The sequence below is a fragment of the Pseudomonas sp. FW305-96 genome, assembly GCF_058783825.1.
Genome location: NZ_JBYSYW010000012.1, coordinates 16,778 through 39,756 on the forward strand (window position 1 = coordinate 16,778; position 22,979 = coordinate 39,756).

The window sequence follows — 22,979 nt, forward strand, 5'->3', positions numbered from 1 at the left end:
TAAAGGCGACGGGTCCCTGGAGGGGAAAGGCCGCCTAAAACCCACTCTCACGAACCCCCAACGCCGCCAATCGTCGCCAGGCGGCCCCCAGCAACGACTCGCGCGCGCCCTCCAGTACCACCACCCCACGCAACGGCTGGGCCACATCGGGCACTTCGCCCAACGGGCTCAGGCGCACGCCATACTGGGCCTGCACCGGCTCCGCACGCTGCTGGCCATCACGCCGCACGGCTACCGGGCCATGGCGGTCGGAGGCCAGCGCTTCGAGCTCCAGCACGGCAACGCCGGTGGCATCCACCTGCTCCACGCGCACCGGCAATGCCGGGCGCGCCGGGTCATCGGCGATGAAGCGCCCTTCGCTGCCGGCCGCCACCCGCCACAGATCGGCTTCGGCCAGGTAACCGCGCAAACGCAGCCCCGGCTCGACTACCCGGCCCAAGGTTAGTGCCGGGCTTACCCATTGCCCCGCTGCCAGGCCGGCCGGCAGGTCACGCAGCACACCGTCGCGGGGCGCGCGCAGCTGCAGGCGCTCGCGCTGGGCGGCCAGGCCGCGGTACTCGGCCACGGCTTCGGCCAGTTGCTGCTCTAGCACCCCAGCGTCCGCCGCCGTCTCGCTGCGCCCGGCCTGGCGGCGCAACAGCAGCTGCAGGATGTCGATCTCGCGGCGCACGATGGACTGGCGCGACGTCAGGTCGGGCGATTCCAGCTCCACCAGCAGCTCGCCCTGGCGAACCGCCTGCCCTTCGCCCACCGGCAAGCTTTTCACCCGTGCCGCCACCGGCGCATGCAGGGCGCTGACGCGGGACGCCTCGAGCATCGCCGGCACGTCCACCGCGCCACGCCAGGGCAGCACCAGCACGGCCAGCAGCAAACCCAGCCCGGCCGCCACCCGCAGCGTCTTGCCCGGCGCCGCCTGGCCACGGTGCAGCCACCATTGCCGCAACTCCTTGTACACCGGCATACCGATGAACCAGGCCAGCTCCACCAGCATCAGGAAGATGCCCAGCACCTTGAAGAACAGGTGATACACCGCCAGGGCGATACCGAAGAACAGCACCGCGCGCCACAGCCAGGCGCCATAGCCCCACACCAGCAAACGGCGGCGCATGGTCGGCGACCAGGCTTCCGGGGCTGGCTCGCCATAGCCGAACAGCGCCTCGCGCAATCGCCAGCGACACAGGGCAAAGGCGCGGTTCTGCAGGTTCTCGACCCGCCACAAGTCACTGATCAGGAAGTAGCCATCAAAACGCATGAAGGGGTTGAGATTGACCAGTAAGGTGGTGATCCAGGTGGCGCTGGCCAGCATGAACGCTGCCGTGCGTGCCGGGCCGTCAGGCAGCAGCGACCAGGCCAGCAGCGCCAGCACCGCCAGCAGCAGCTCGGCGAACACCCCACCGGCATCGATCAGCAACCGCGCACGGCGGTCGCTGACGCGCCAGGCATCGCTGACATCGGTGTAGAACATCGGCAACAGCACCATGAACGCCAGGCCCATGCTCTGCACCCGGCACCCGGCGCGCTTGGCCATGAAGGCGTGGCCGAACTCATGGCAGAGCTTGGCGAACCCTAGCGCCGCGCCAAAGGCGAGGATGCCGCCGAGGCTGAACAGGTGCGGGAACGTGGCAATGAAGCGCGACCAGTCGCGGATCACCAGGAACATGCCCAACGCCAGCACCAACGGCAGGGCGTAGCGCAAGATCCAGCCTCCATGGCGTTCGAGCATCGGCCATGCGCGGTTGAGGAAGGCATCCGGGCGCCACAGCGGAATCCTGAAGAACAGGTACTGGTGCAGCACACGGGTCCACAGGCTCTGCCGGGTGGCGGCGGCCTTGGTCGCATAGCTTTCGCGCTGGCGGGCATCTTCGGCGCCGATCAGGTCGTGCTGGCCGAGAAACAGCAACAGTTCTTCCAATGCCTGCTCGTCGACTGCCAGGCCAGGCTCGGCATTGGCGGCAGCCAGCACACGCTGCGGGTCGCCCAGGCGCCAGTGCTGCAACAGCCGCACGGCGCCACCGCCCAGCTTGAAGTAACGCCCGCGCAGCGGGTCGGCCAGGGTCCACTGCGGCGCGCCGTCATGCCCGGCCGCCGCTGGCGACAGCTGCAGGTCGACGCGCAACGCCGGCAGGGTCACAGCCCCAGCCCCTGACGCAACGCAGCCAGCGGGCGACGCAGCAGGTAATAGACCAGCGGTGCGCGCTCCCCATACACCTTGGCGGTACCACGCAAGCCGATGCGCGGCGGTGCCTCGTCGAAACCGGCGTCCAGCCGGTAGGCCAGTTGCCCGGCTGCGGTGGCCTGGGCCTCGTAGGCCGCGCGCTCCAAGCGGGCGCCATGGCGATGCAGCGGGTCGCTGTCGAGGAACAACGCCACTTCGGCGCCGGGTTGCAAGGCGATGGCATCGCCCACCGGCAGCTCCAGGCGCAGTTCGGCCTGCTGCGGATCGGCCAGTTGCATCAGGCGCTCGCCGGTCTGCACGGGCTTGCCGGTCCAGCGCTCGGCGTCGGCGAACACCGCGATTCCCGCACGCTCGGCGCGAATTTCGCTGCGGCCGAGGAGCTGGCGGGCGTAGTCGAGTTCGGCGCGTTTCTGTTCCACGCGGGCGGCCAGCAGGTCGAGGCGGGCATTGGATTCGGCATCGCTGAAGGCGCGCTGGGTGCTGGCCTTGAGCTCAGCCTCGGCGACCCCGAGGGCGCGCTCGGCGACATCGACCTGGGCCTTGAGGGTGGTGGCGTCGAAGCGCACCAGCAGGTCACCGACGGCGACCGTCTGGTTGGGCTTGACCAGGAACTCGGCGATCACCCCGTCCAGCGGCGCGGCAACCACCCGCCCTGCCCGCGGCACGACCTCGGCCGGGGCCAGCACCGACTGGCGCACCGGCACCAACAGCACCAGCAACGACAACCCCAAGGCCGCCAGCAGGCGCCGCCGTGGCCAACGCAATCGCCAGGGTTTGGCCGGGCCCAAAGCCAGCCAGGCATGCGCGTAGGTCTCCCCCAACTGATTGAGCAGGGCTTGCTCGGCGGGGTTGAACGCCTGGTCGCGGGCCAGCCACAGCCCGCCGAACGCTTCGCCCTGGCGATCGAGCAAGGGCAACCAAAATGCGTGAGCGGCCGACAACAACTGCCAGTCTGCCTGGGCCTGGGTATCCAGCGTCGCCGGATCCACGGCCCCCGTCCGGGCCGCCACACCGGCGGCCTGGAGCGTGTGAGCGGCGCGTTCGACAAACGCCACGAACGGCGCATGGGCCTCGACCACACTGATGCCGGTCAGTGCTCGAACCTTGCCGGCGATCAGCAGGGCGGCATGGCGAAAACCAAACAGTGTCTGGCCATCGTTGACCATGTTGTAGGCGAGCTGCTCGGGACCAGCCGCCTGGCGGGCCTGACGCTGCAGGCCGAGAAACAGCGCGAAGGCACGCTCAGCCACCCCCGTGGCGGCGGCCGTCATGGTTGTGCGGCGAAGTGGGCGGTGCCGCTCATGCCGGCCAGCAGCCCCTGGCTGTCACGGGGCAGTTCGCCGATCAGCAGCAACGTCTGGCTGCCCTCGTCGATCCGTGCGCCGACGCGCTTGACCTGTGCCTGCAGCGGCTTGCCGGTTTCATCGGGAACGAACTCGAACGGCTGGCCTTGCTTGAGCTGCCCCAGCCAACGCGAGGGCACCAGCAGGTGGATCTCCAGCGAGCGGTTGTCCACCACCTCAAGCAGCGGTGACCCACTGGCGACGCTTTCATGGGGCTGGGCCCGGCGCTGAACCACCCGGCCATCGAACGGCGCGCTGACCACGCAGCGCCGGACCTGCACCTGGTACACCTGGGCCTCGGCCTGGGCCTGGGCCTGCTTGGCCTCGGCCAACGACACCTCGAACTGGCCGACCGACTTCAGCGCGGCCAGTTGGCGGTTGTGGTTGAGTTCCTCGCGGGCAGCGCGCACGGCGGCCTGGGCGGCGTTGAGCTGGGCCTGGTAGGCGCTGCAATCGAAGCGCGCCAGGGTGCTGCCCTGCTTGAAGTCCTGGCCATCGGCATAGGGCATCTCGACGATGCGCCCGGCCAGCTCACTGGACAGCACGGCCTGGTCACGGGCACGCAGCACACCACGGGGATTCTGCCCGGCGCTGGACGCAGCGGGGGTATCGAGCAAGGGGTCGGCGGGTGGGTCGCCGGCCTGCGCCAGCGGCAGGTGCAACAGACCCAGGGTCAAAGCCAGACGGAAACCGCGAAGCATGTTGCGCACTCCCTTGCGAGCTGATGGCCGGAGTGTAAGACAAAAAATGATGGCACGGATATATCACGCCGATGAAGATTCGGGGCTTTGCCAAAACCCGCAAATCCTCCGGGAAACGTCATGGCAACGCGTAGGCTCGGGCTTGCCACGTTGCGGGCAAGCCCGGTTTCACCTCAACCCGCAGAGCCTGCTGCTGCGGCGCCCCGCGCATGCCCCCGGGTGGTGATGATGCCGAGGAACGAGATCACGATCGCCAGGCTCAAGGTGGCGGTGACCTCGGCGCGGTGTTCCTCGGTGAACATCATCACGGCCAGTGCGCCGCCGATGAACAGGATCACCGCCCAGGTCAGCCAGGGGAACAGCCACATGCGGAACTTGAGGTTGGCGCTTTCGCGCTCCAGCCGTGCACGCATGCGCAACTGCGAAATGGCGATCACCAGGTACACCAGCAAGGCAATGGCGCCGGAGCTGGCCAGCAGGAACTCGAACACGCCCTTGGGCGCGAAGTAGTTGAGAATGGCGATGGCCGCGCCGATCAGGGTGCTGCCGAACACCGCCGCACGCGGCACGCCAACCCGTGAAGTGTTCTTCAGCAGCGCTGGCGCATCGCCGCGCTTGGCCAGCGAGTACATCATCCGCGAGGCGATGTAGATCGACGAGTTCATGCAACTGGTCACCGCGATCAGCACCACGAAGTCGACCATCAGCGCGGCGTTGGGGATGTTCATGATCTCCAGCGCGCGCTGGTAGGAGCCCACCACAGCCAACTGCGGGTCATTCCACGGCACTACCGAGATGATCACGAAGATCGACAGGATATAGAACGTACTGATGCGCCAGATCACCGAACGGGTGGCCTTGGCGATGTTGCGCGCCGGATCGCTGGACTCGGAAGCGGCGATGGTCACCGCCTCGGTGCCGATGAAACTGAACATCACGGTGATGAAGGCACCGACCACCGCCGACCAGCCCTTGGGCGCGAAGCCGCCATGCTCGTCGACCAGCGTGCTCAACCCGCTGACCTCGCGCTCCGGCAACCAGCCTGCCAGTGCGGCAAAACCCAGGCCGATGAAGCCGAGGATCGCGGTGACCTTGAGAATGGCGAACCAGAATTCGAACTCGCCGTACTTGGCCACGCTGAACAGGTTGGTGCAGGCCAGCAGCAGCACCGAGGCCAGGGCGAAGATCCAGCTGTCCACCTGGGGGAACCAGGCGTTGAGCACATGCCCCGCAGCCAGCGCCTCGATGGGGATCACCAGCACCCAGAACCACCAGTACAGCCAGCCGATGGTATAGCCGGCCCAGCGCCCGATGGCCTGGTCGGCATAGGTGGAGAACGAGCCGGTATCAGGATGGGCCACTGCCATTTCACCGAGCATGCGCATGACCAGCACCACCAGGGTGCCGGCCACAAAATAGGAAAGAATGGTGGCGGGCCCGGCAGCCGCGATAGCATGCCCGGAGCCGACGAAAAGTCCCGCGCCGATGATGCCGGCGATGGACAGCATCGTTACGTGACGTGGCTTGAAACCTTGAGCAAGGTTGCCATCAGTTCCCACGGTGTTCATTGGTCTTGTTCTCTTTTTACTGACACAAGGAAGGGACGGGCAGGCGTAGGCGAAACGGTCTCCTCGGCTAAGGGCGGAGTACGTTGCGCACGCTCTGTTACGGCCTTCTCATGCGCCCGGGGCAACGCACCATGGGGATGCGGGCTTCACTTTAAGCTGGGCGCGGCGCGAGCAAAATGCTCGAAAACGTCAGACAACTGTTCGATCACGACACCGCGTGCCCGTGCACGTCAGTCAAGCCCCCGGACATGCCTGTTTGCGTCAGTCGCGGTCACGCAGGTAGTCCCAGTAGAAGTTCACCACCGCGAACACCACGATCACCGTGACGATCATCAGGCCGATCTGCAGATTGCTCATGGCGCTCTCCAATTGGCGATACCAGGGAATGAGGGGGTCGGCCGTGCAACGGGGCGCTCGGTTTGCGCAAGGGGCACCACGGGCCGACGCCCCCTGGCCAGGCGCTTGAGCGCCAGCACCATGAGCACGCCCAGCAGCATCATCGTCAGCACCAGCACGGCATAGGCCAGCCACCAGGGCACGCCTGCCGTCATCATGCTGAACTCGGACATCCCGCCAATGCTGGCGATCAGGTTCAGCGGCAGGAACACCACGTTGATCAGGGTGAGCTTGCGCAGGGTCTCGTTCATCGCGTTGTTGGCCAGGTTGCCGCGGGCGTCCATCAGGCCGGCGAACACCGTCGAGTAGATTTCGGCCTGCTTGTGGCACTGGTTGTTCTCGATGACCAGGTCGTCGATCAGCGCCAGCACCTCGGGGTTGAAATGGCGCTTCTCGCCATGGGCGCGCAAGCGCGAGAGCACCGCGCCATTGCTGTGGATGGCGTTGATGTAGTGGATCAAGCTCTCGCTGAGGTTGAACATCTGCATCAGGTGATGGTTCTCCAGCGACTGCTCGAAGCGCTGCTGCAGTTCGCGGGCGACCATCTTGATCACCTTCAGGTGCCCCAGGTAGTGATGCAGGTTGTCCAGCAGGATGGCCAGCAGCACATCCATCGGATCATGCAGCGCATGGCGCTGCCCGAGGCCGTCGAGCAGGGAGGCGTCCGGGGCGATCAGCACCAGGTGGCCGTCGACCATCAACATGCCGAACGAAGACACCTGGAAGGCGAAACTGTTGCCCCCGGTGTAGCTCTCCGGGCGTTTCCAGATCAGGAACAGGCCATCGCGGTGCAGTTCTATGCGTGACACCTCGTCCGGGTCGAGTGCCGAAGCCAGGGCATGGGCATCCAGGTGGAACCAAGCCTGCAACAGCTCACGCTCAGCACTGTCCGGCTCTACGAACAGCAGCACCTCGCAATCGAGTCCTTCGCGCTTGCGCAACTGGCCATGGGCCAGGCTATAGCTTTCGATCATGCCAGCACCTCGTTACCAGGCTTGCCCCCGGCGCTTCTGCTCCAGGCGACGGATGAATTCCTCCAGCACCAGGGTGTAAAGGTCGTCATGCAGGTAGGCATCCTCGATGCCTGCGTCGAGGTTGGGGTTGTCGTTGACCTCTATTACCACCACCCGCTCGCCGACCTGTTTGAGGTCGACGCCGTACAGGCCATCGCCGATCAGGTTGGCGGCCTTGACCGCCAGCTCCACCACCGCCCGCGGCGCCTCGTGCACGGCCAGGGTGCGGCACTCGCCGTTGACCTCGTCGCGCTGGGCCTGATGGTTGAAGATCTGCCAGTGGCCCTTGGACATGAAGTACTGGCAGGCAAAAATCGGTTTGCGGTTGAGCACACCGATACGCCAGTCGTACTCGGTGTAGAGGTATTCCTGGGCAAGCAGCAGTACCGAATGCTCGAACAGGTCGGCGGTGGCGGCCTGGAGTTCGCCGGGGTCCTTGACCTTGATCACGCCCCGGGAGAAACAGCCGTCGGGGATCTTCAGCACCAGCGGAAAGCCCAACCGCTCGCCGATGCCTTCCAGGGCCTGAGGGTTGTCGCGGTAGAGGATCTCGCTGGCCGGCATGGCCAGGCGATGGCTGCGCAGCAGGTCGGTCAGGTACACCTTGTTGGTGCAGCGCAGGATCGATGCCGGGTCGTCCATTACCACCAGCCCTTCGCTCTCGGCCTTCTTGGCGAAGCGGTAGGTGTGGTTGTCGACGCTGGTGGTCTCGCGGATCAGCAGGGCATCGTATTCGGCCAGACGGGCGTAGTCTTTTTTGCCGATCAGCTCGACATCGACCCCCAACTGGCGCCCGGCGCGGATGAAGTGTTCCAGTGCCTTGGGGTTGGAAGGCGGCAGCGCTTCGTCAGGGTCGTGGAGGATCGCCAGGTCGTATCGCGCCACGCGGCGCGAGCGTGGCTGGCGCCAGATCCTGCGGCTGAAGCCATCGAGGGCGTTGGCGAACGGGTCCTGCTGGTCTTCACGCAACTTGTGCAGCGCACCGGCCTTGACCCCGGCGATATGCCAGGTGCTGGTCTTGCGGAACTCCACCAGCAGGATCGGGCACGGGAAACTTTCGAACAGCTGGCGGGCGATGTCCTGCAGCGGTTCCAGATCGGTACGGCCGAAATACAGGGTCAGGGTGAACCCTTCGGTTTCTCCATAGGGGTGATTGGCCAAGGCACTCTCGAGGCTGCGCGCCATGTCGTCGAGGGCCAATCCGTATAACGACTTACGGGTCAACTCACTGATACTTCTGACCGAGGGAATGACTTTATGCCCTCGCGCCTCGGCCAACAACGAACAATAATAACCGTGACCTAGATACTTGTAATTACGACATAGGTTTATTACCTGGACACGCTTGCCGTTATCGGCCTCGCGTGGCTCCTCCAGGTACTCCTGGGCCGTCAAGACGTCCTCGCTGGGCAGGTACGAAGCCCAGTCCTCACGCCGTTCAACGATGATCACCAGCTGACTTGACTTATTATCCAGCGTCAGTGGATAAATAACACCAGCTGTACTTGAGTGTGAACTTTCCCCGGGCCAGCCAGGTAAAGGTTCCTGAAACGAAGACATGATTGAAGCCCTGTGTTGGGTAGACACGGTTTCTATTAAGCACGAAGTTTTTCGAATGTCCCGTTTCATTACGCAACTTTTACGGCGGCCCTATGCACATCGAATTTCGCCTGGCAACTGTTGACGACCTGCCGGCCCTGCTGGCGCTGGAGAACCAGTGCTTCGCCATCGACCGACTGACCCCGCGCAGCTTTCGCTGGATGCTGTCCCACGCCAACGCCAGCCTGCTGGTGGCGCAACGCGACGGACAACTGATGGGTTATGCACTGTTACTCTTCCACCGTGGCACCTCGCTGGCCCGGCTGTATTCCATCGCCATTGCCGAACAGGCGCGTGGCCATGGCCTTGGCGCCCGCTTGCTGGAACAGGCCGAACATTGCGCCCTGGAGCACGAACGCGCCTACCTGCGTCTTGAGGTACGCACCGACAATCCCAAGGCCATTGCCCTGTACGAACGCCATGGCTACCGCCGCTTCGCCCAGGTCGACGACTACTACGAGGACCACACCAGCGCCCTGCGCTACGAAAAGCGCATCCTCCAGCACCCGGCGGGCGAGACGCGACCGGTTCCCTACTATGCCCAGACCACCGATTTCACCTGCGGCCCGGCCTGCCTGCTGATGGCCATGGCCGCGCTGCGATCGCAGCGCCCGCCAAGCCGCCGCGAGGAACTGCGCCTGTGGCGCGAGGCAACCACCGTGTTCATGACCTCCGGCCACGGCGGCTGCAGCCCCCACGGGCTGGCGCTGGCCGCATGGCGTCGGGGCTTTCGCGTGCGCCTGCTGCTCAATACCGAAGGGCCGCTGTTTCTCGATGGCGTGCGCCAGCCCGGCAAGAAGGAGGTCATGCGCCTGGTTCATGAGGACTTCTGCGCCGAATTGCAGGACAGCGACGTGGAGGTCGCCCGGCAGGCCCCCGACCTGCCCCGGGTACTGGCCGAAGGCGGCCTGGCGCTGGTGCTGATCAGCAACTACCGGCTGACCGGTAGCAAGGCGCCGCATTGGGTGCTGGTCACCGCCTGCGACGACGACTTCGTCTACCTGCACGACCCCGACACCGACCACGCTCGTCACCGGCAGGCCCTGGACTGCCAGCACCTGCCGGTCAGCTACCAGGAGTTCCAGCGCATGAGCCTGTTCGGTGGACGCAAGTTGCGGGCGGCGGTGGTGCTGTTCGAACGCGAATGCGCATTGGGCCAGAGATGATGCACGCCGGGGTGACTTGCCATGCGCACCCGATGGACCTGACATTTTTGCCAGTTACCCGGGCATCTTCCTGGTGCTAGCTTGATTTCACGCGGCGGTAAAAATAGTGGGAAGGTGCCTGGCTCGATGGATCAACTTCCTGAACTTATGTTGGCAATTGGACAAGAGGTCACCATGAAGACCACAAAGATGCTCGCGTCCGACTGGATGCAGACGCCACAAGTTGCGCAAAGCGGAGCGCTGCGCTTGCCTTGCAGCCATGCACCTTACGGTCACCGCAGCGCACCGACTGGCGCTCCGGATACAGGACTCACCGGACAACGGCGCGAGACCGGACTGGGCTGGTACCTGCTGGGCAACGGCCACAGGTGCTATAGCCCTGTGCTGATGCGCTTCCACTCTCCTGATTTGACCAACAGTCCTTGGAGCGGAGGGGGCGTCAACAGTTATATCTACTGCCAGGGGGATCCAATCAACTTCCATGATCGAAGTGGCCGAATCAAAAGCTTGGCGAATTCCACGGTAAGCACGTCCTCGTATCAGAATTTCAGCACAGCGACGAATACCACGGCAGGCATCATGCCTGGCGTCACTGCACTCTCATTCCTCGCTATCAGTAAGATGAACTCAGCGAGTATTTCTAGTACCGACGCAGCTATTTTGGCTGCTGGAGGTGTCGGTGCAGCTATTTATGCCGCAGGAAAAGTGGCGAGATACACATATGACGAGAATGTAGCCACTATATTGGAAGATGTAGGTACCACGGTTGTGAACGTATCAGGCATCGCCTCAATTGCCGCATTCTACAAATCCACAAAAGATGCACGATTTCAAAACCTTGCAGATCAACATATTTCCTCGTCACCGTTAATGTCACCTACGGGCACTGACCATGTCGACTCGCTTTTCTCTTCGAAGCCCTCAACCCCAGCCAGAGCCAGAGTTAATGTGATAGGAGGCAGAGCCTTGTATGTTTCATCCTCCTCGACACCCAGCAACAGTGCTCATTCATCCAGGGCCACTCTGTCCACGCCCGGATTCATGGGAAACATTAAGAATATATTCAACTTTATCAATGGAAATAAAGTACGCTCATCAGAGACCATCAACCTTGACGACCTTTGACAACCTCGAATACTCGAGCATGATAAATCACAGTGCCGACCCTTGAACAAATCCACATAGCAGCCATACAAGTGTCAGCCCAACTATAGTTTTCAGCCTTATGAAAAAGCATAATCACCCGACTAGTTTCTCCGGCAGCAAGCTGCTGACCATTGACCGCAGTGGTTCCGTACTGGATCTGCTGATAAAGCCATTTTCATATTCCTGCTTCGGTTACCTACCCGCCGATCATGGGCTATCCGTAATGCTGGCTTTCAATGCACTGCCGCTAGAGCCTTCTATTGGCTGCTATCTGCTGGGCAACGGTCGACGGGCCTACAACCCTATGTTGATGCGCTTCCAATCCCCGGATGCACTAAGCCCATTCGAAGCCGGGGGGCTCAACGCGTATGGTTACTGTGAGGGTGACCCGATGAACTGGCAGGACAAGTCAGGGCAGGCTCGCAGTTTCATCGAAAAGATTATGAGCTTTGTAGGAAACGGCCATGTGGAACATGTGGAATTTGTACAGCCCACTCCGCCCACTCCCCCCAACACACCAGAGCCAAGCAGAGCGGACAGAACACCTGGACATGCGGCGTCAAGAAAAGAAGTAAAATTCTCTGAAAAAGCCAGCATTGCAGCCTATGGACTTATAGACGCGCCCGACGTAGAAAAAAAATACCAACACACCGCCAAGGCCAAATTCGAACTTGAAGAAGCAGAGTCCGAATATAAAGCCAACCCAACAAATAAAAACAAAATAAGGCTTGGCAAAGCAGTTGATAAACAGCGAAGCGCGACCGTCCAGTTCAAAATTTCCAGAAAAACCACACCACCACTTTATACACCCCCAGTCACTTACCAGGAAAATATAAGAACCGAATAAGCATTTGACACAACTGACACAACTTTACTTTAAAACACAACACGTCACTTATCACCCGCCCCACTGGCTACAACTTATTACAGTTCAACATCCCCACCACTGCTAATCTACAGTTCCTTTTCGCTGAAAATTCGACACCATGGCAATCTTCCTCAATGATCCCTCCTTTGAGCGGATGGAGCACTACCACGACAACCCGCATCTGCGCGCCGAACTCAACGCCCTCACCCGCCAGACCTATGGCTTCGACTTCGAAGCCTGGTACCAGGCCGGTTTCTGGCAAGCCGACAACCAGCCGTGCTCACTGGTTCGCGACGGAAAGATGCTGGCCAACGCCTCGGCCAACCTGCTCGACTTCACCCTCGGTGGCCAACATATGCGCTGCGTTCAGATCGGCACGGTGATGACTGCGCCCGAAGCACGAGGCCGTGGCTACAGCCGTTATCTGATGGAAGTGCTGGTCGAGCGCTGGGCAGGCCACTGCGACCTGCTGTACCTGTTCGCCAACAGCACCGTACTCGATCTCTATCCCAAGTTTGGTTTTCGCCGAGTGGTCGAACACGAGTACTACCAACCCTGGTCGGCGCAGCCACGAGCCACGACCTTCCACCCGGTGAATCTGGATGATGGCGAACAACGTCAACGCTTCATCGATGCGCTGGAAAAGAGTTGTCCACAGGCACGATTGAGCCTGGTACCGAATGTGCCGCTGACGATGTTCTATTGCGATGGGCCATACCGGGAGGCGGTGTTCCATTCCGCAGAGCACGAGGCCTATGTGGTGATCGAACATGATGGCGAGCGGATGGTGCTGGTGGACGTGTTCTGCGAACGCGAACTGGTGCTCGCCGATATGGTGGCTGAACTGGTCACGGCTACGACCCGGGAGGTAGTGCTGGGATTTGCGCCGCTACATAGCGATGGCTTCGCGACGCGAGTTGTGGATAACGATGATGCGCTGTTCGTCTGGGGCGCGGCCCCCACCAGTGTCGATGGACAGGCGCTGATGTTTCCATTGCTGTCCCATACCTGAACTGGGTCCCACGCCAAACAGCGCACCGTCTCTTCACAGGGCCCTCAGACCTTCACCAGGTCAGGCAGATCTTGCCGAAATGCCGGTTGCTCTCCTGATACCTGAACGCCTCGACCATCTGCTCCAGTTCGAAATGCTTGTCCACCACCGGCCGCAGGCCGTTGGCGTCGATGGCGCGGACCATCGCCTGCTGCTGGGCGCGGCTGCCCACCAGCACGCCCTGCAGGCGGATCTGACGCACCAGCGCCTGCACCAACGGCAACTGCCCGGCCACGCCGGTGAGAATGCCGATCAACGACACGTGGCCACCGATGCGCGCCGCGATCATCGACTGCTCCAGGGTGGCCGGGCCGCCGACTTCGATCACATGGTCCACGCCACGGCCGCCGGTGAGTTCACGGACCTTTTCGCCCCAGGCAGGCGTGGCCTTGTAGTTGATCAAGTGATCCGCGCCCAGTGCCTTGAGGCGCTCGAGCTTGGCATCGCTGGACGAGGTGGCGATCACCGTGGCGCCGGCCAGCTTGGCGAACTGCAGGGCAAAGATCGACACGCCACCGGTGCCCTGCACCAGCACGCTGTCACCGGGCTTGAGGTGGTCGTCGCTCATCAACGCGCGCCAGGCGGTGAGGCCGGCGGTGGTCAGCGTCGCCGACTCGGCATGGCTGTAGCCTTTGGGCGCATGGGTGAAGGAGGTGGCCCGGGCGGTCACCTGTTCGCGGGCGTAGCCGTCGATGCCATCCCCCGGCACGCTGGCGAAGCCCTCGACCTGGGCCTGGCCGTCGAGCCAGTCGGGGAAGAACGTACTGACCACGGCATCGCCAACCTGGAACTCACTGACCCCGGCCCCCACCGCGATCACTTCGCCAGCGCCGTCGGCCATCGGGATGCGCCGCTCGCTCGGCCCCCACATGCCACTGACCACGGCGAAGTCGTGGTAGTTGAGGGAGCTGGCATGCAGGCGCACGGTGATCTCACCGGCCTTGGGCGCGGCGGTTTCGCAGGTGCCGACCTGGACCTTGTCGTAGCCGCCGCCGGGCAGGACGTAGAGGGCCTTGGTGCTCATGGGATGGGTCTCCATCATGGGAAAAGGTGCAGTGCAGCTTAGACAGGTCTGGACGATCGCGGGGCAGGCCCGCGACAGGGGCGTCAGCCGAGCAGCGCCCTCAACGCCCGGCAATCGGCCGCGTGCCAGTCGGCCAACTGCGGCCAGGGATTGTCCGGCAAGTTGACCAGCACGGTGCGGGTGCCTGCGGCCCGGCCGCAGTCGAGGTCGAAGCGGTAGTCACCGACCATCACCATTGCACCGGGGCTCACACCCCAGGCCCGGGCGATCTGCAACAACCCGTCCGGGCTGGGCTTGGGGGCCGCCTCGTCGCGACCGAGGATATGTTCGACCGGGAAGCAGTCAGCCAGGCCGATGGCCTCGAGGGTCACGTGGGCAAGCTCGCGGGCATTGCGCGTGAGAATGGCCAGCCGGCAGTCGCGTCGGGCCAGTTCGCGCACCAGTTCCACGGCGCCGTCGGCGGCCTTGGAGGCGATCGCCAGGTCGCGCTCATGCTCCAGCAGCCAGGCATGCTTGGCTGCCGCCTCCGCTGCCGGCAAGGCTGCCAGGTGGGTGAGGATGTCGTGCTCGGACGGGATTTCGAGCGCTTCGCGGATGGCCGCGAAGTCATGCACGGCAACCGTCAAGGTGCCGTCCATGTCGAACACCCAATGGCGAATGTCGCCCAGGCTCATGCCCAGTCCTTGCGATGGCGGATCAGGCCTTCCTGGGTCGAAGAGGCCACCAGTTGCCCGGCGCGGTTGAAGATGCTGCCCCGGCAGAAGCCACGGGCATTGCCGGCCCAGGGGCTGTCGGTGGCGTACAGCAGCCAGTCATCGGCGCGCAGGTCACGGTGGAACCATAGCGAGTGGTCGAGGCTGGCGATCTGCATGTCCTTCTGCCACACCGACTTGCCATGGGGCAGCAAGGATGTGGTGAGCAGGCCGAAGTCCGAGGCGTACGCCAGCAGGTACTTGTGCAGCGCCGGAATATCCGGGAGGTTGCCATCGGCACGGAACCAGGCGTACTTGACCGGGTCGCCAGGCTTGGGATTGAACGGGTCGCGCTCGGTGACCGGACGGATCTCGATGGGCTTGGCGCACAGCACCTTCTCGCGGATGCGCTCGGGCAGCTTGTCAGCCATGGCGCTGGCCAGCTCGACCTCGCTAGGCAGGTTCTCCGGGCCGACCACATCGGGCATCTGCGCCTGGTGCTCGAAGCCTTCTTCGTCGTACTGGAACGAGGCGCTGCAGGTGAAGATCGGCTGGCCCTTCTGGATCGCCGTGACCCGCCGGGTGCTGAAACTGCCGCCGTCACGGACACGATCCACTGAGTAGACCACCGGCATGCTGGCATCACCCGGGCGCAGGAAGTAGCCATGCAGCGAATGCACATGGCGCGCATCCTCGACCGTCTGGCTGGCCGCCGACAACGACTGACCGAGCACCTGGCCACCGTACAGCTGGCGGAAGCCCAGGTCCTGGCTGCGTCCGCGGAACAGGTTCTCCTCGATGGACTCGAGGCTCAGCAAGTCGACCAGATCGTCGAGTACGTGGCTCATGGGGGTTCTCCTGGCAAGGCAATACGGCGCGTTTATGCCGGCGAATGATACAGGGTTTTGCCGTTCGTCCCGTCGTACGAATGGCGAGCTATTCAGCCGCGCAGGTTCTGTTGCCAGCGGGCGCGGTCGATGCGGTACAACACATGAGGGCGCAGCGGATCGTTCGGCGGCAGGCGTGGGTGCTCGAAGCTGCCCTCGAGGTCCTGAACCATGCCGATGGCCTGCATCACTTTCTGCGACGGCAAGTTGCCCTCGGTGGTGAACGACACCACCTCGTCCAGATGCAACTGGGCGAAGGCACAGCGCAGGCAAGCCCAGGCCGCCTCGCTGGCGAAACCCAGCCCCCAGTGCCGGCGGGCCAGGCGCCAGCCGATCTCCACCGCCGGGGCGAAGGGCGCGTCGAAGTTGACGTTGAGCAGCCCGGTCATGCCGATGAAGGCACCGCTGTCCTTGCGCTCCAATGCCCACAGGCCGAAGCCGTACTCGTTGAAATGACCGCGCACGCGGCCGATCAGCGCGGCCGCCTCGACCCGGGTCATCGGTGCGGGGAAGTAACGCATCACCTGTGGGTCGGCGCACAAGGCGGCGAACTCGCGCAGGTCGTCGTCCTGCCATTGGCGCAGCACCAGGCGCGGGCTTTCCAGTTCGAGGATGGCGGTCATCGGCGCGGCTCCAGAATCTCGGTCTGGCAGTTTACAGCGTAGGCCGCGTCCATCGTCCAGCCGATGCATTTTTCACATCGGCTTCACCGCTCCCCGACAGGCGCCTTCGCACAATGCCGGCACCCACCGCGGCCTTGGTCGACGCCGCACTGCCATCGGAGTGACGCATGCCCCCCAGCAACACCCTGCACAACCCGGCCCTGCTGGCCCGCCCCGAACGCCGCCGCTCACGTACCGCGCTCGGCGCCGCCATCGGCCTGCTCCTGGTACTGGCTGGGACCAGCACCTGGCTAGCGACGAGGACGCACATCGTGAACCTTGGCAACGAGCAACAACTGAGTGACAGCGGCCTGCTGCAGGACTGGAAGGAAGGCGCGGTGATCGTGATGATCCGCCATGCCGAACGCTGTGACAGCGCCCCAGGCCCCTGCCTGGACGATGCGACCGGCATAACCGTGGCCGGCAGCCAGGCGGCGCAGCGGGTCGGCCACGGCTTGCGGCAGCTGGGGCTGACCGGAGCCGATGTGCTCAGCAGCCCGAAGCTGCGTACCCGCCAGACCGCGCACTTCATCCTTGGCCAGGCCGTGTCCAGCGAAGACTGGCTGGAGCGCTGCGACCGACCGTTCCCCGCCGAGGCCATGGCCCGCAAGCGGCCCGGGCACAACCTGGTACTGGTGACCCACAATGGTTGCATCGATCACTTCGCCCGCCAGCAGCATGTGCCGGGCGGCGAGCGTGAGAGCGGCTACGCCAGTGCGCTGTTCGTGTCGGTGGATGGCAATGGCAAGGCGCGGATTCTGGGGCGGATGAACGAGCCGGACTGGCAAAGGGTGCTGGCATCGGCAGGCCAATGAGCGCCACAAGATCACCGCAGCTCCGTGGGCTTGCCCCGCGATTGCGTTGGCGCCAGCGCCACCAATACTGGCAAGATCGGTGTTCGCCCCCAACGCGCCGACACCATGCCCCTGCCGCTGATCTACCACGACGACTACAGCCCCGAATTCCCGCCGGACCATCGCTTCCCGATGGACAAGTTCCGCCTGCTGCGCGATCACCTGGTAGACAGCGGCCTGACCACCGACACCGCCCTGCTGCGCCCTGAAATCTGCCCCACCGACATCCTCGCCCTGGCCCATGACCGTGCCTATATCGAGCGCTACATGAACGGCGAACTGTCCCGCGAGGACCAGCGCCGCCTGGGCCTGCCCTGGAGCGAAGCCCTGGCCCGACGCACCGTGCGTGCAGTGGGTGGTTCACTGCTGGCCGCCGAGCAAGCGCTGCAGCATGGCATCGCCTGCCACTTGGCCGGCGGCACCCATCACGCCCACTACGACCACCCGGCCGGCTTCTGCATCTTCAACGACCTGGCGGTGATCAGCCGCTACCTGCTGGAGGCCGGACGCGTACACCGGGTGCTGATATTCGACTGCGATGTGCACCAGGGCGACGGCACCGCGCGCATTCTCCACGACACGCCGGAGGCGATCACCGTGTCGCTGCACTGCGAGCAGAACTTCCCGGCGCGCAAGGCCCAGAGCGACTGGGACATCCCCCTGCCCCGCGGCATGCATGACAGCGCCTACCTCAAGGTGGTCGAGGATGCGCTGAACTACCTGCTGCCGTTGTACCAGCCAGACCTTGTGCTGTACGACGCTGGCGTCGATGTGCACAAGGACGACGCCCTGGGCTACCTGCAACTGACCGACGCAGGCCTCGCTGCCCGCGACGAGCATGTGCTGCGCCAGTGCCTGGGCCGCGACATCCCGGTAGTAGGGGTGATCGGTGGCGGCTACAGCAAGGACCGCCAAGCCCTGGCACGGCGCCATGGCATCCTCCACCACAGCGCGGCGCGGGTGCTCGGTTGTTCACAATGACTGTGGAACCGCCTGTGGATAACCTGCGAGAAAGGTGCTCCGGCCCTTTAACCGCCTGAGCTGCAAAGATATGATCATTTTTTGATCAGTGTCGTGGCAGGTCCGCTGAGGTAGAATACGCGGCCTTTTCCACAGCCCGTCGCCCGCCATGAACGATCCTCGCCCTGCCTCCCGCCCCCTTGTCGCCGTGATCGGTGGCGGCCCCGCCGGCCTGATGGCCGCCGAGACCCTGGCACGACGCGGGATGGCGGTGGAAGTCTTCGACGCGATGCCGTCGGTGGGGCGCAAGTTCCTGCTGGCCGGTGTCGGCGGCATGAACATCACCCATTCCGAGCCCTACCCGGCCTTCGTCGGCCGCTACGGTAAACGCCACGGCGAGATCGACACGCTGCTGCGCGACTTCGACGCCGATGCCCTGCGTCAGTGGATTCACGGCCTGGGCATCGAAACCTTCGTCGGCACCTCGGGCCGCGTATTTCCCCGCGACATGAAGGCCGCGCCGCTGCTGCGGGCCTGGCTCAAGCGCCTGCGCGAGGCCGGGGTGGTTATCCACACCCGCCACCGTTGGCTGGGCTGGACCGACGCTGGTGCCTTGCGGATCAGTTATCCACAGGGCGAACGACAAGTGCAGGTAGACGCCGTGGTACTGGCGCTGGGTGGCGGTAGTTGGGCGCGCCTGGGTTCGGACGGCGCCTGGGTGCCGCTGCTGACTGAACGAGGTGTGGATATCTCCACACTGCAGGCAAGCAACTGCGGCTTCGAAGTCGCAGGCTGGAGCACGCTGCTCAAGGACAAGTTCGCCGGTGCCCCGCTGAAGAACATTGCCTTGAGCGTCCCTGGCGCCGCGCCGCGCAAGGGCGAGTTCATCCTCACCGCTCAGGGAGTGGAAGGCAGCCTGGTGTATGCCTGGTCGGCGGCGCTGCGCGAGGCGATCAACCGCGACGGTCGGGCGACCCTGCTGCTGGACCTGCTGCCGGACCGGCCTGTGGACAAGATTGCCCAGGCCCTGGCCAGGCCGCGTGGATCGCGCTCGATGGCCAAGCATCTGCACGGTCAGCTGGGCATCGACGGGGTGAAAGCGGCGTTGCTGCGCGAACTGACCGACCAGGCGACCTTTGCCGACCCCGCCTGCCTGGCAGCGGCGATCAAGGCGCTGCCGATCGTGCTGGTGCGGACCCGGCCGCTGGACGAGGCGATCAGCAGTGGCGGCGGGGTGCAGTTCGAAGGGTTGGACGACGGACTGATGGTGCGCAACCTGCCCGGGGTGTTCTGCGCGGGGGAGATGCTGGATTGGGAAGCCCCGACGGGTGGGTACCTGCTAACGGCGTGCTTCGCTAGTGGGTTGCGGGCGGGAAATGCGGCAGCTGATTGGCTGACGCGCCTGACCTGAAGAATGCCGGGGCTGCTAGGCAGCCCCGAGGATCTCAAGGCTTGGGCTTGCGCGGCTTGCCACCGAACGCCGGTACCTTGCGCACCGCCTTGACCGCCGGCGCAGCAGCCCCCGCTCCCTCGCTGTCCATCCAGCGCCCCAGGCCTCGCTTGGCGCTGTTCTCCTTCGGCTTCTTGGGCTTCTTCGGTTTCTTCAGCACCTGGCCACTGGCATCGGTCACCGGCACCCGGTGATCGGGGATGAAATCCGGCTCCTCGTGCCGTGGCAACACCTGGCGGATCAGGGTCTCGATCGCGGCCAGCAATTGCACCTCGTCGGCACACACCAGCGAAATCGCCTCGCCCTTGTTCCCTGCGCGGCCGGTACGGCCGATGCGGTGCACGTAGTCTTCGGCGACGATTGGCAGGTCGAGGTTGACCACCAGCGGCAAGTCGTCGATGTCCAGGCCGCGAGCGGCCACATCGGTGGCCACCAATACCTGGATCTCACGGGCCTTGAAGCTGTCCAGGGCGCGCTGGCGAGTGGCCTGCGGACGGTCGCCATGGATGCCGTCGGCGTTCACGCCCTCGGCCAACAGACGCTCGACCAGTTGATCGACACCGTTGCGAGTCTTGGCGAATACCAGCACCTGCTTCCAGCGCTGCTTGCGCATCAGGTGGATGAACAGGTCGGCCTTGCGCTTTTTATCCACAGGCACCAGCCACTGCTTGACCGTGCTCGCGGCGGCGTTGCGCGGGCTCACTTCGATGCTCAGCGGATCGTTCAGCGCCAGGCCCGCGAGCAGACGGATCTGCTCGGAGAAGGTGGCGGAGAACAGCAGCGTCTGGCGCTTGCGCGGCAACGCCGCGTACACCGACTGCAGTTCTTCGGCAAAACCCAGGTCGAGCATGCGGTCGGCTTCGTCGAGCACCAGGGTCTGCACCTGGTTGAACTTCACCGCGTTTTGGCGGAAGAGGTCGAGCAAGCGGCCTGGGGTCGCCACCAACAGGTCGACACCACGACGCAGGCGCATCATCTGCGGGTTGATGCTGACCCCGCCATACACCGCGTAGGTGCTCAGCGGCAGGTTTTCGGCGTACTCGCGCACGTTGTTGTGCACCTGCTCGGCCAGCTCGCGGGTCGGCACCAGCACCAGCGCACGGATCGAGTTGCTGGCGACCTTCTCCCCTTCCAGGGCCAGGCGCTGCAGCACCGGCAAGGCGAAGCCGGCGGTCTTGCCGGTGCCGGTCTGGGCGGCGGCCATCAGGTCGCGACCGGCGAGCACGGCGGGGATGGCCTTGGCCTGGACCGGGGTGGGCGTGGTGTAGTCCAGCGTCTGCAAGGTGCGCAGCAGCGGTTCGATCAGGCCGAGTTGGGCGAAATTCATGGCAATACCGTCAGGGGGTTCAGCGAAGGCGGCAAGTTTACCGCAACGCCCTGCCCTACTTGCACATTTCGCCTTTCAGCGGCACCGGCTGCTGCGGCGCCTTGCGCCATTGCGGCAGGCCGATCAGCACCACCGCGCCAATGATCACCGCCATGGCCACGCACTCCTCGGCGCCGATCTGCTCGCCGGCGAAAACGATCCCCAACAGCACCGCCACCGCCGGGTTGACGTAGGCGTAGCTGGTGGCCGCTGCCGGGCGCACGTGCTTGAGCAGGTACATGTAGGAACTGAACGCCAGGATCGAGCCGAAGAACACCAGATAGGCCAGCGCCCCCCAACCGGCGGCCGTGGGCATCTGGGTCAGCCGCTCGCCGCTCACGGCGCTGCCGATCAGCAAGGCGGCGCCGCCCACGAGCATTTCCGCGGCACTGGCCATGGCGCCCTGGGGCAGCGGCAGGCTCTTGCTCCACACCGAGCCGAAGGCCCAGGCCGCCGCGGCGAAAAGGATCAGCGCCGCGCCCATGGGGCTGGCCTGCAGGTTCGAGCCCAGGTTGAGCATGCCGATGCCGACGAGTCCAAGGGCGATCCCCGCCCATTCCAGGCGCGAGTTGCGATGGCCGAAGAACAGCCCGAACACCAGGGTGAACAGCGGCACCGTGGCTACCGCCAGCGCCGCCACGCCCGAGGCGACCCCGGCATGCTCGGCCAGGGTCACACCACCGTTGCCGCAACTGAGCAGGAGAAAGCCGATGGCGCCGGCCGCGCGCCACTGCGGCCAGGTCGGCGCTGGCGCGCCGCGCCAGCGCAGGAAGCCATACAGCAGGCTGCCGGCAATCACGAAACGCACGCCGGCCATCAGCATCGGCGGCCAGGACTCCACGCCGATTCGAATGAACAGGTAGGTCGAGCCCCACACCAGGTACAAGGCAAGGAAGGCTCCGATGAGCAACAGCGGGAAGCGGCGGGCGGTGGACATGGCAGGGCTCGAAATCCGTTTACGGGTGGATTAGTTTAGAAAGGCCCTCGCGCAAACTTAAGTTACAAAACACGTTTAAAACACCGAAACACTTTGCAATACACGGTTATGCAGACGCTTCACCGTCGATTGCAAGGTCACCTGGAATCGCCATGGACAAGTACGATCGCATGCTTCTCGCCGCGCTGCTGGAAAACGGCCGGGCCACCTACGCGCAGCTGGCGCGCCAGGTCAACCTCTCCGCCCCGGCGGTGGCCGAACGGGTGGCCAAGCTGGAGGCCAGCGGTGTGATCAGCGGTTACACGGCCAAGGTCGACCTGGAAAAAATCGGCCTGCCGATCCAGTGCGTGATGGAACTGCGCCTGGCCAGCCATGGCAACCAGCAGGCCTACGAGGCCTTGGAGAAGATCCCTGAACTTACCGAGTGCCACCGGGTGACCGGTGACCCGTGCGTGATCATGCAAGCGGCCGTCACGTCCATGGGCGAGTTGGAGGCGCTGATCAACCGCGTGTCGCAGCTGGGCTTCACCAAGACCTCGATCATCCTGTCCAGCGCGGTGGCGCGAAGGGTGCCGCTGGGGCATCTGGGGGGTAATGGCAAAAAAACCTGAGCGTGGGTTCAGTGACGCAGCAGCAGCCTGCCCTCGATCGGCACGTAGCGGCTTGCGGCGCGGATTACCGACAACGCCGTCAACCCCGGCACGCCGTACACGACGGTTTCCACGCCATGGCGTTGCATTGCCCGCTCCAGCAACAGGTCGAAATCACCGTCGCCGGAGGCCAGCACTACCTGGTCGACCCGTGCCGCCGCCTCGATCACATCGAGGGTGATGCCTACGTCCCAGTCACCCTTGGCCGAACCGTCGGCACGTTGGATGAACGGCTTTAGGCGCACCTCGAAACCGAGGTTGCGCAGGATCTGCTGGAACTGTTGCTGCTTGCTGTCGCCGCGGTCGATGGCATAGGCCACCGCTTCGACGATCTGGCCCTCGCGGCTAACGTCGGCCCACAGCGCGGCGTAGTTGAAATGGCAGCCATGGCCTTGGCGAACCGTGTAGTAGAGGTTCTGTACATCGGCGAACAGCGCGATTTTCTTCACCGGGAGCCTCTCTCTGGCAGT

General features: G+C 64.3%; 21 protein-coding genes. 8 read left to right on the top strand and 13 right to left on the bottom strand.

All coding sequences use genetic code 11. From position 1 onward, the window contains the following. Positions 1–34: 34 nt before the first annotated feature. The 6 genes from AC3WL2_RS11465 to AC3WL2_RS11490 form a co-directional block, all read right to left on the bottom strand. Complete coding sequence (locus AC3WL2_RS11465) at positions 35–2,131, bottom strand: HlyD family efflux transporter periplasmic adaptor subunit (RefSeq protein ID WP_102684144.1); 2,097 nt, start codon at positions 2,129–2,131, stop codon at positions 35–37. Beyond that, positions 2,128–3,447, bottom strand: coding sequence for an efflux RND transporter periplasmic adaptor subunit (locus AC3WL2_RS11470; protein WP_102684145.1), 1,320 nt, complete (start codon positions 3,445–3,447; stop codon positions 2,128–2,130). The genes AC3WL2_RS11465 and AC3WL2_RS11470 overlap by 4 nt, the downstream gene beginning before the upstream one ends. Continuing rightward, positions 3,444–4,220: an efflux RND transporter periplasmic adaptor subunit gene (locus tag AC3WL2_RS11475; protein WP_046857240.1), complete on the bottom strand. Its 777-nt coding sequence runs from the start codon at positions 4,218–4,220 to the stop codon at positions 3,444–3,446. The genes AC3WL2_RS11470 and AC3WL2_RS11475 overlap by 4 nt, the downstream gene beginning before the upstream one ends. 173 nt (positions 4,221–4,393) lie before the next feature. Then, positions 4,394–5,788, bottom strand: coding sequence for a GABA permease (gene gabP, locus AC3WL2_RS11480; RefSeq protein ID WP_102684146.1), 1,395 nt, complete (start codon positions 5,786–5,788; stop codon positions 4,394–4,396). A 353-nt stretch (positions 5,789–6,141) separates the two neighbouring features. Next, entirely contained in the window at positions 6,142–7,158 is a 1,017-nt protein-coding gene (locus AC3WL2_RS11485; protein WP_102684147.1) for a magnesium transporter CorA family protein, read from the bottom strand. Between the two features lie 12 nt (positions 7,159–7,170). After that, positions 7,171–8,757: a RimK family ATP-grasp domain-containing protein gene (locus AC3WL2_RS11490; RefSeq protein ID WP_250888383.1), complete on the bottom strand. Its 1,587-nt coding sequence runs from the start codon at positions 8,755–8,757 to the stop codon at positions 7,171–7,173. 92 nt (positions 8,758–8,849) lie between these two features. Here AC3WL2_RS11490 and AC3WL2_RS11495 point away from each other — a divergent pair, with 92 nt between their 5' ends. From AC3WL2_RS11495 to AC3WL2_RS11510, 4 genes are all read left to right on the top strand, one after another. After that, positions 8,850–9,962, top strand: coding sequence for a peptidase C39 family protein (locus AC3WL2_RS11495; RefSeq protein WP_102684149.1), 1,113 nt, complete (start codon positions 8,850–8,852; stop codon positions 9,960–9,962). Between the two features lie 126 nt (positions 9,963–10,088). Further along, on the top strand, positions 10,089–11,087 hold the full coding sequence (locus AC3WL2_RS11500) for an RHS repeat-associated core domain-containing protein (RefSeq protein ID WP_102684150.1): 999 nt from the start codon (positions 10,089–10,091) through the stop codon (positions 11,085–11,087). Between the two features lie 100 nt (positions 11,088–11,187). Beyond that, positions 11,188–11,955 carry an RHS repeat-associated core domain-containing protein gene (locus AC3WL2_RS11505; protein ID WP_102684151.1) on the top strand — a complete coding sequence of 256 codons (768 nt, stop codon included), beginning with the start codon at positions 11,188–11,190 and terminating at the stop codon, positions 11,953–11,955. A gap of 139 nt (positions 11,956–12,094) precedes the next feature. Next, positions 12,095–12,988: a GNAT family N-acetyltransferase gene (locus tag AC3WL2_RS11510; RefSeq protein ID WP_102684152.1), complete on the top strand. Its 894-nt coding sequence runs from the start codon at positions 12,095–12,097 to the stop codon at positions 12,986–12,988. A 52-nt stretch (positions 12,989–13,040) separates the two neighbouring features. Here the strand turns inward: AC3WL2_RS11510 and AC3WL2_RS11515 are convergent, their stop codons facing one another. The 4 genes from AC3WL2_RS11515 to AC3WL2_RS11530 form a co-directional block, all read right to left on the bottom strand. Then, entirely contained in the window at positions 13,041–14,051 is a 1,011-nt protein-coding gene (locus tag AC3WL2_RS11515) for a zinc-dependent alcohol dehydrogenase family protein (RefSeq protein WP_102684153.1), read from the bottom strand. Positions 14,052–14,134: 83 nt separating this feature from the next. Then, on the bottom strand, positions 14,135–14,725 hold the full coding sequence (locus tag AC3WL2_RS11520) for an HAD family hydrolase (protein ID WP_102684154.1): 591 nt from the start codon (positions 14,723–14,725) through the stop codon (positions 14,135–14,137). Then, positions 14,722–15,591: an acyl-CoA thioesterase II gene (gene tesB / locus AC3WL2_RS11525; protein WP_102684155.1), complete on the bottom strand. Its 870-nt coding sequence runs from the start codon at positions 15,589–15,591 to the stop codon at positions 14,722–14,724. Before tesB ends, AC3WL2_RS11520 begins: the two co-directional genes overlap by 4 nt. 92 nt (positions 15,592–15,683) lie before the next feature. Next, the gene (locus AC3WL2_RS11530; protein ID WP_102684156.1) at positions 15,684–16,253 is read right to left on the bottom strand and encodes a GNAT family N-acetyltransferase; all 570 of its coding nucleotides are present in this window, start codon (positions 16,251–16,253) and stop codon (positions 15,684–15,686) included. A 167-nt stretch (positions 16,254–16,420) separates the two neighbouring features. Here AC3WL2_RS11530 and pmrG point away from each other — a divergent pair, with 167 nt between their 5' ends. The 3 genes from pmrG (at position 16,421) to AC3WL2_RS11545 (ending at position 19,517) form a co-directional block, all read left to right on the top strand. Next, entirely contained in the window at positions 16,421–17,107 is a 687-nt protein-coding gene (gene pmrG / locus AC3WL2_RS11535; protein WP_102684157.1) for a lipopolysaccharide core heptose(II)-phosphate phosphatase PmrG, read from the top strand. 105 nt (positions 17,108–17,212) lie between these two features. After that, positions 17,213–18,127, top strand: coding sequence for a histone deacetylase family protein (locus AC3WL2_RS11540; RefSeq protein ID WP_102684182.1), 915 nt, complete (start codon positions 17,213–17,215; stop codon positions 18,125–18,127). Positions 18,128–18,275: 148 nt separating this feature from the next. Continuing rightward, positions 18,276–19,517 (top strand): TIGR03862 family flavoprotein, encoded by a 1,242-nt coding sequence (locus AC3WL2_RS11545; RefSeq protein ID WP_102684158.1) that lies wholly within the window; start codon positions 18,276–18,278, stop codon positions 19,515–19,517. A gap of 34 nt (positions 19,518–19,551) precedes the next feature. On the opposite strand, the gene rhlE1 is transcribed toward AC3WL2_RS11545, so the two are convergent. Then, positions 19,552–20,883: an RNA helicase RhlE1 gene (gene rhlE1 / locus AC3WL2_RS11550; protein WP_102684159.1), complete on the bottom strand. Its 1,332-nt coding sequence runs from the start codon at positions 20,881–20,883 to the stop codon at positions 19,552–19,554. A 55-nt stretch (positions 20,884–20,938) separates the two neighbouring features. Beyond that, the gene (gene yedA, locus AC3WL2_RS11555; protein WP_102684160.1) at positions 20,939–21,859 is read right to left on the bottom strand and encodes a drug/metabolite exporter YedA; all 921 of its coding nucleotides are present in this window, start codon (positions 21,857–21,859) and stop codon (positions 20,939–20,941) included. Positions 21,860–22,011: 152 nt separating this feature from the next. Here yedA and AC3WL2_RS11560 point away from each other — a divergent pair, with 152 nt between their 5' ends. Next, entirely contained in the window at positions 22,012–22,470 is a 459-nt protein-coding gene (locus tag AC3WL2_RS11560; RefSeq protein ID WP_023631363.1) for an Lrp/AsnC family transcriptional regulator, read from the top strand. Positions 22,471–22,478: 8 nt separating this feature from the next. Here AC3WL2_RS11560 and AC3WL2_RS11565 read toward each other — a convergent pair whose 3' ends face one another. Next, a complete protein-coding gene (locus tag AC3WL2_RS11565; RefSeq protein ID WP_023631362.1) occupies positions 22,479–22,958 on the bottom strand; it encodes an NYN domain-containing protein in 480 nt (159 codons plus the stop codon). Positions 22,959–22,979: the final 21 nt, after the last annotated feature.

Coding starts and splice junctions, on each gene's coding strand:
- AC3WL2_RS11515 (WP_102684153.1), bottom strand. CDS start 14,051: ATGAGCACCAAGGCCCTCTACGTCCTGCCCGGCGGCGGCTACGACAAG.
- AC3WL2_RS11540 (WP_102684182.1), top strand. CDS start 17,213: ATGCCCCTGCCGCTGATCTACCACGACGACTACAGCCCCGAATTCCCG.
- AC3WL2_RS11500 (WP_102684150.1), top strand. CDS start 10,089: ATGGATCAACTTCCTGAACTTATGTTGGCAATTGGACAAGAGGTCACC.
- AC3WL2_RS11475 (WP_046857240.1), bottom strand. CDS start 4,220: ATGCTTCGCGGTTTCCGTCTGGCTTTGACCCTGGGTCTGTTGCACCTG.
- AC3WL2_RS11485 (WP_102684147.1), bottom strand. CDS start 7,158: ATGATCGAAAGCTATAGCCTGGCCCATGGCCAGTTGCGCAAGCGCGAA.
- AC3WL2_RS11505 (WP_102684151.1), top strand. CDS start 11,188: ATGAAAAAGCATAATCACCCGACTAGTTTCTCCGGCAGCAAGCTGCTG.
- AC3WL2_RS11470 (WP_102684145.1), bottom strand. CDS start 3,447: ATGACGGCCGCCGCCACGGGGGTGGCTGAGCGTGCCTTCGCGCTGTTT.
- gabP (WP_102684146.1), bottom strand. CDS start 5,788: ATGAACACCGTGGGAACTGATGGCAACCTTGCTCAAGGTTTCAAGCCA.
- AC3WL2_RS11495 (WP_102684149.1), top strand. CDS start 8,850: ATGCACATCGAATTTCGCCTGGCAACTGTTGACGACCTGCCGGCCCTG.
- AC3WL2_RS11545 (WP_102684158.1), top strand. CDS start 18,276: ATGAACGATCCTCGCCCTGCCTCCCGCCCCCTTGTCGCCGTGATCGGT.
- AC3WL2_RS11490 (WP_250888383.1), bottom strand. CDS start 8,757: ATGTCTTCGTTTCAGGAACCTTTACCTGGCTGGCCCGGGGAAAGTTCA.
- AC3WL2_RS11560 (WP_023631363.1), top strand. CDS start 22,012: ATGGACAAGTACGATCGCATGCTTCTCGCCGCGCTGCTGGAAAACGGC.
- AC3WL2_RS11520 (WP_102684154.1), bottom strand. CDS start 14,725: ATGAGCCTGGGCGACATTCGCCATTGGGTGTTCGACATGGACGGCACC.
- AC3WL2_RS11510 (WP_102684152.1), top strand. CDS start 12,095: ATGGCAATCTTCCTCAATGATCCCTCCTTTGAGCGGATGGAGCACTAC.
- AC3WL2_RS11530 (WP_102684156.1), bottom strand. CDS start 16,253: ATGACCGCCATCCTCGAACTGGAAAGCCCGCGCCTGGTGCTGCGCCAA.
- yedA (WP_102684160.1), bottom strand. CDS start 21,859: ATGTCCACCGCCCGCCGCTTCCCGCTGTTGCTCATCGGAGCCTTCCTT.
- tesB (WP_102684155.1), bottom strand. CDS start 15,591: ATGAGCCACGTACTCGACGATCTGGTCGACTTGCTGAGCCTCGAGTCC.
- rhlE1 (WP_102684159.1), bottom strand. CDS start 20,883: ATGAATTTCGCCCAACTCGGCCTGATCGAACCGCTGCTGCGCACCTTG.
- pmrG (WP_102684157.1), top strand. CDS start 16,421: ATGCCCCCCAGCAACACCCTGCACAACCCGGCCCTGCTGGCCCGCCCC.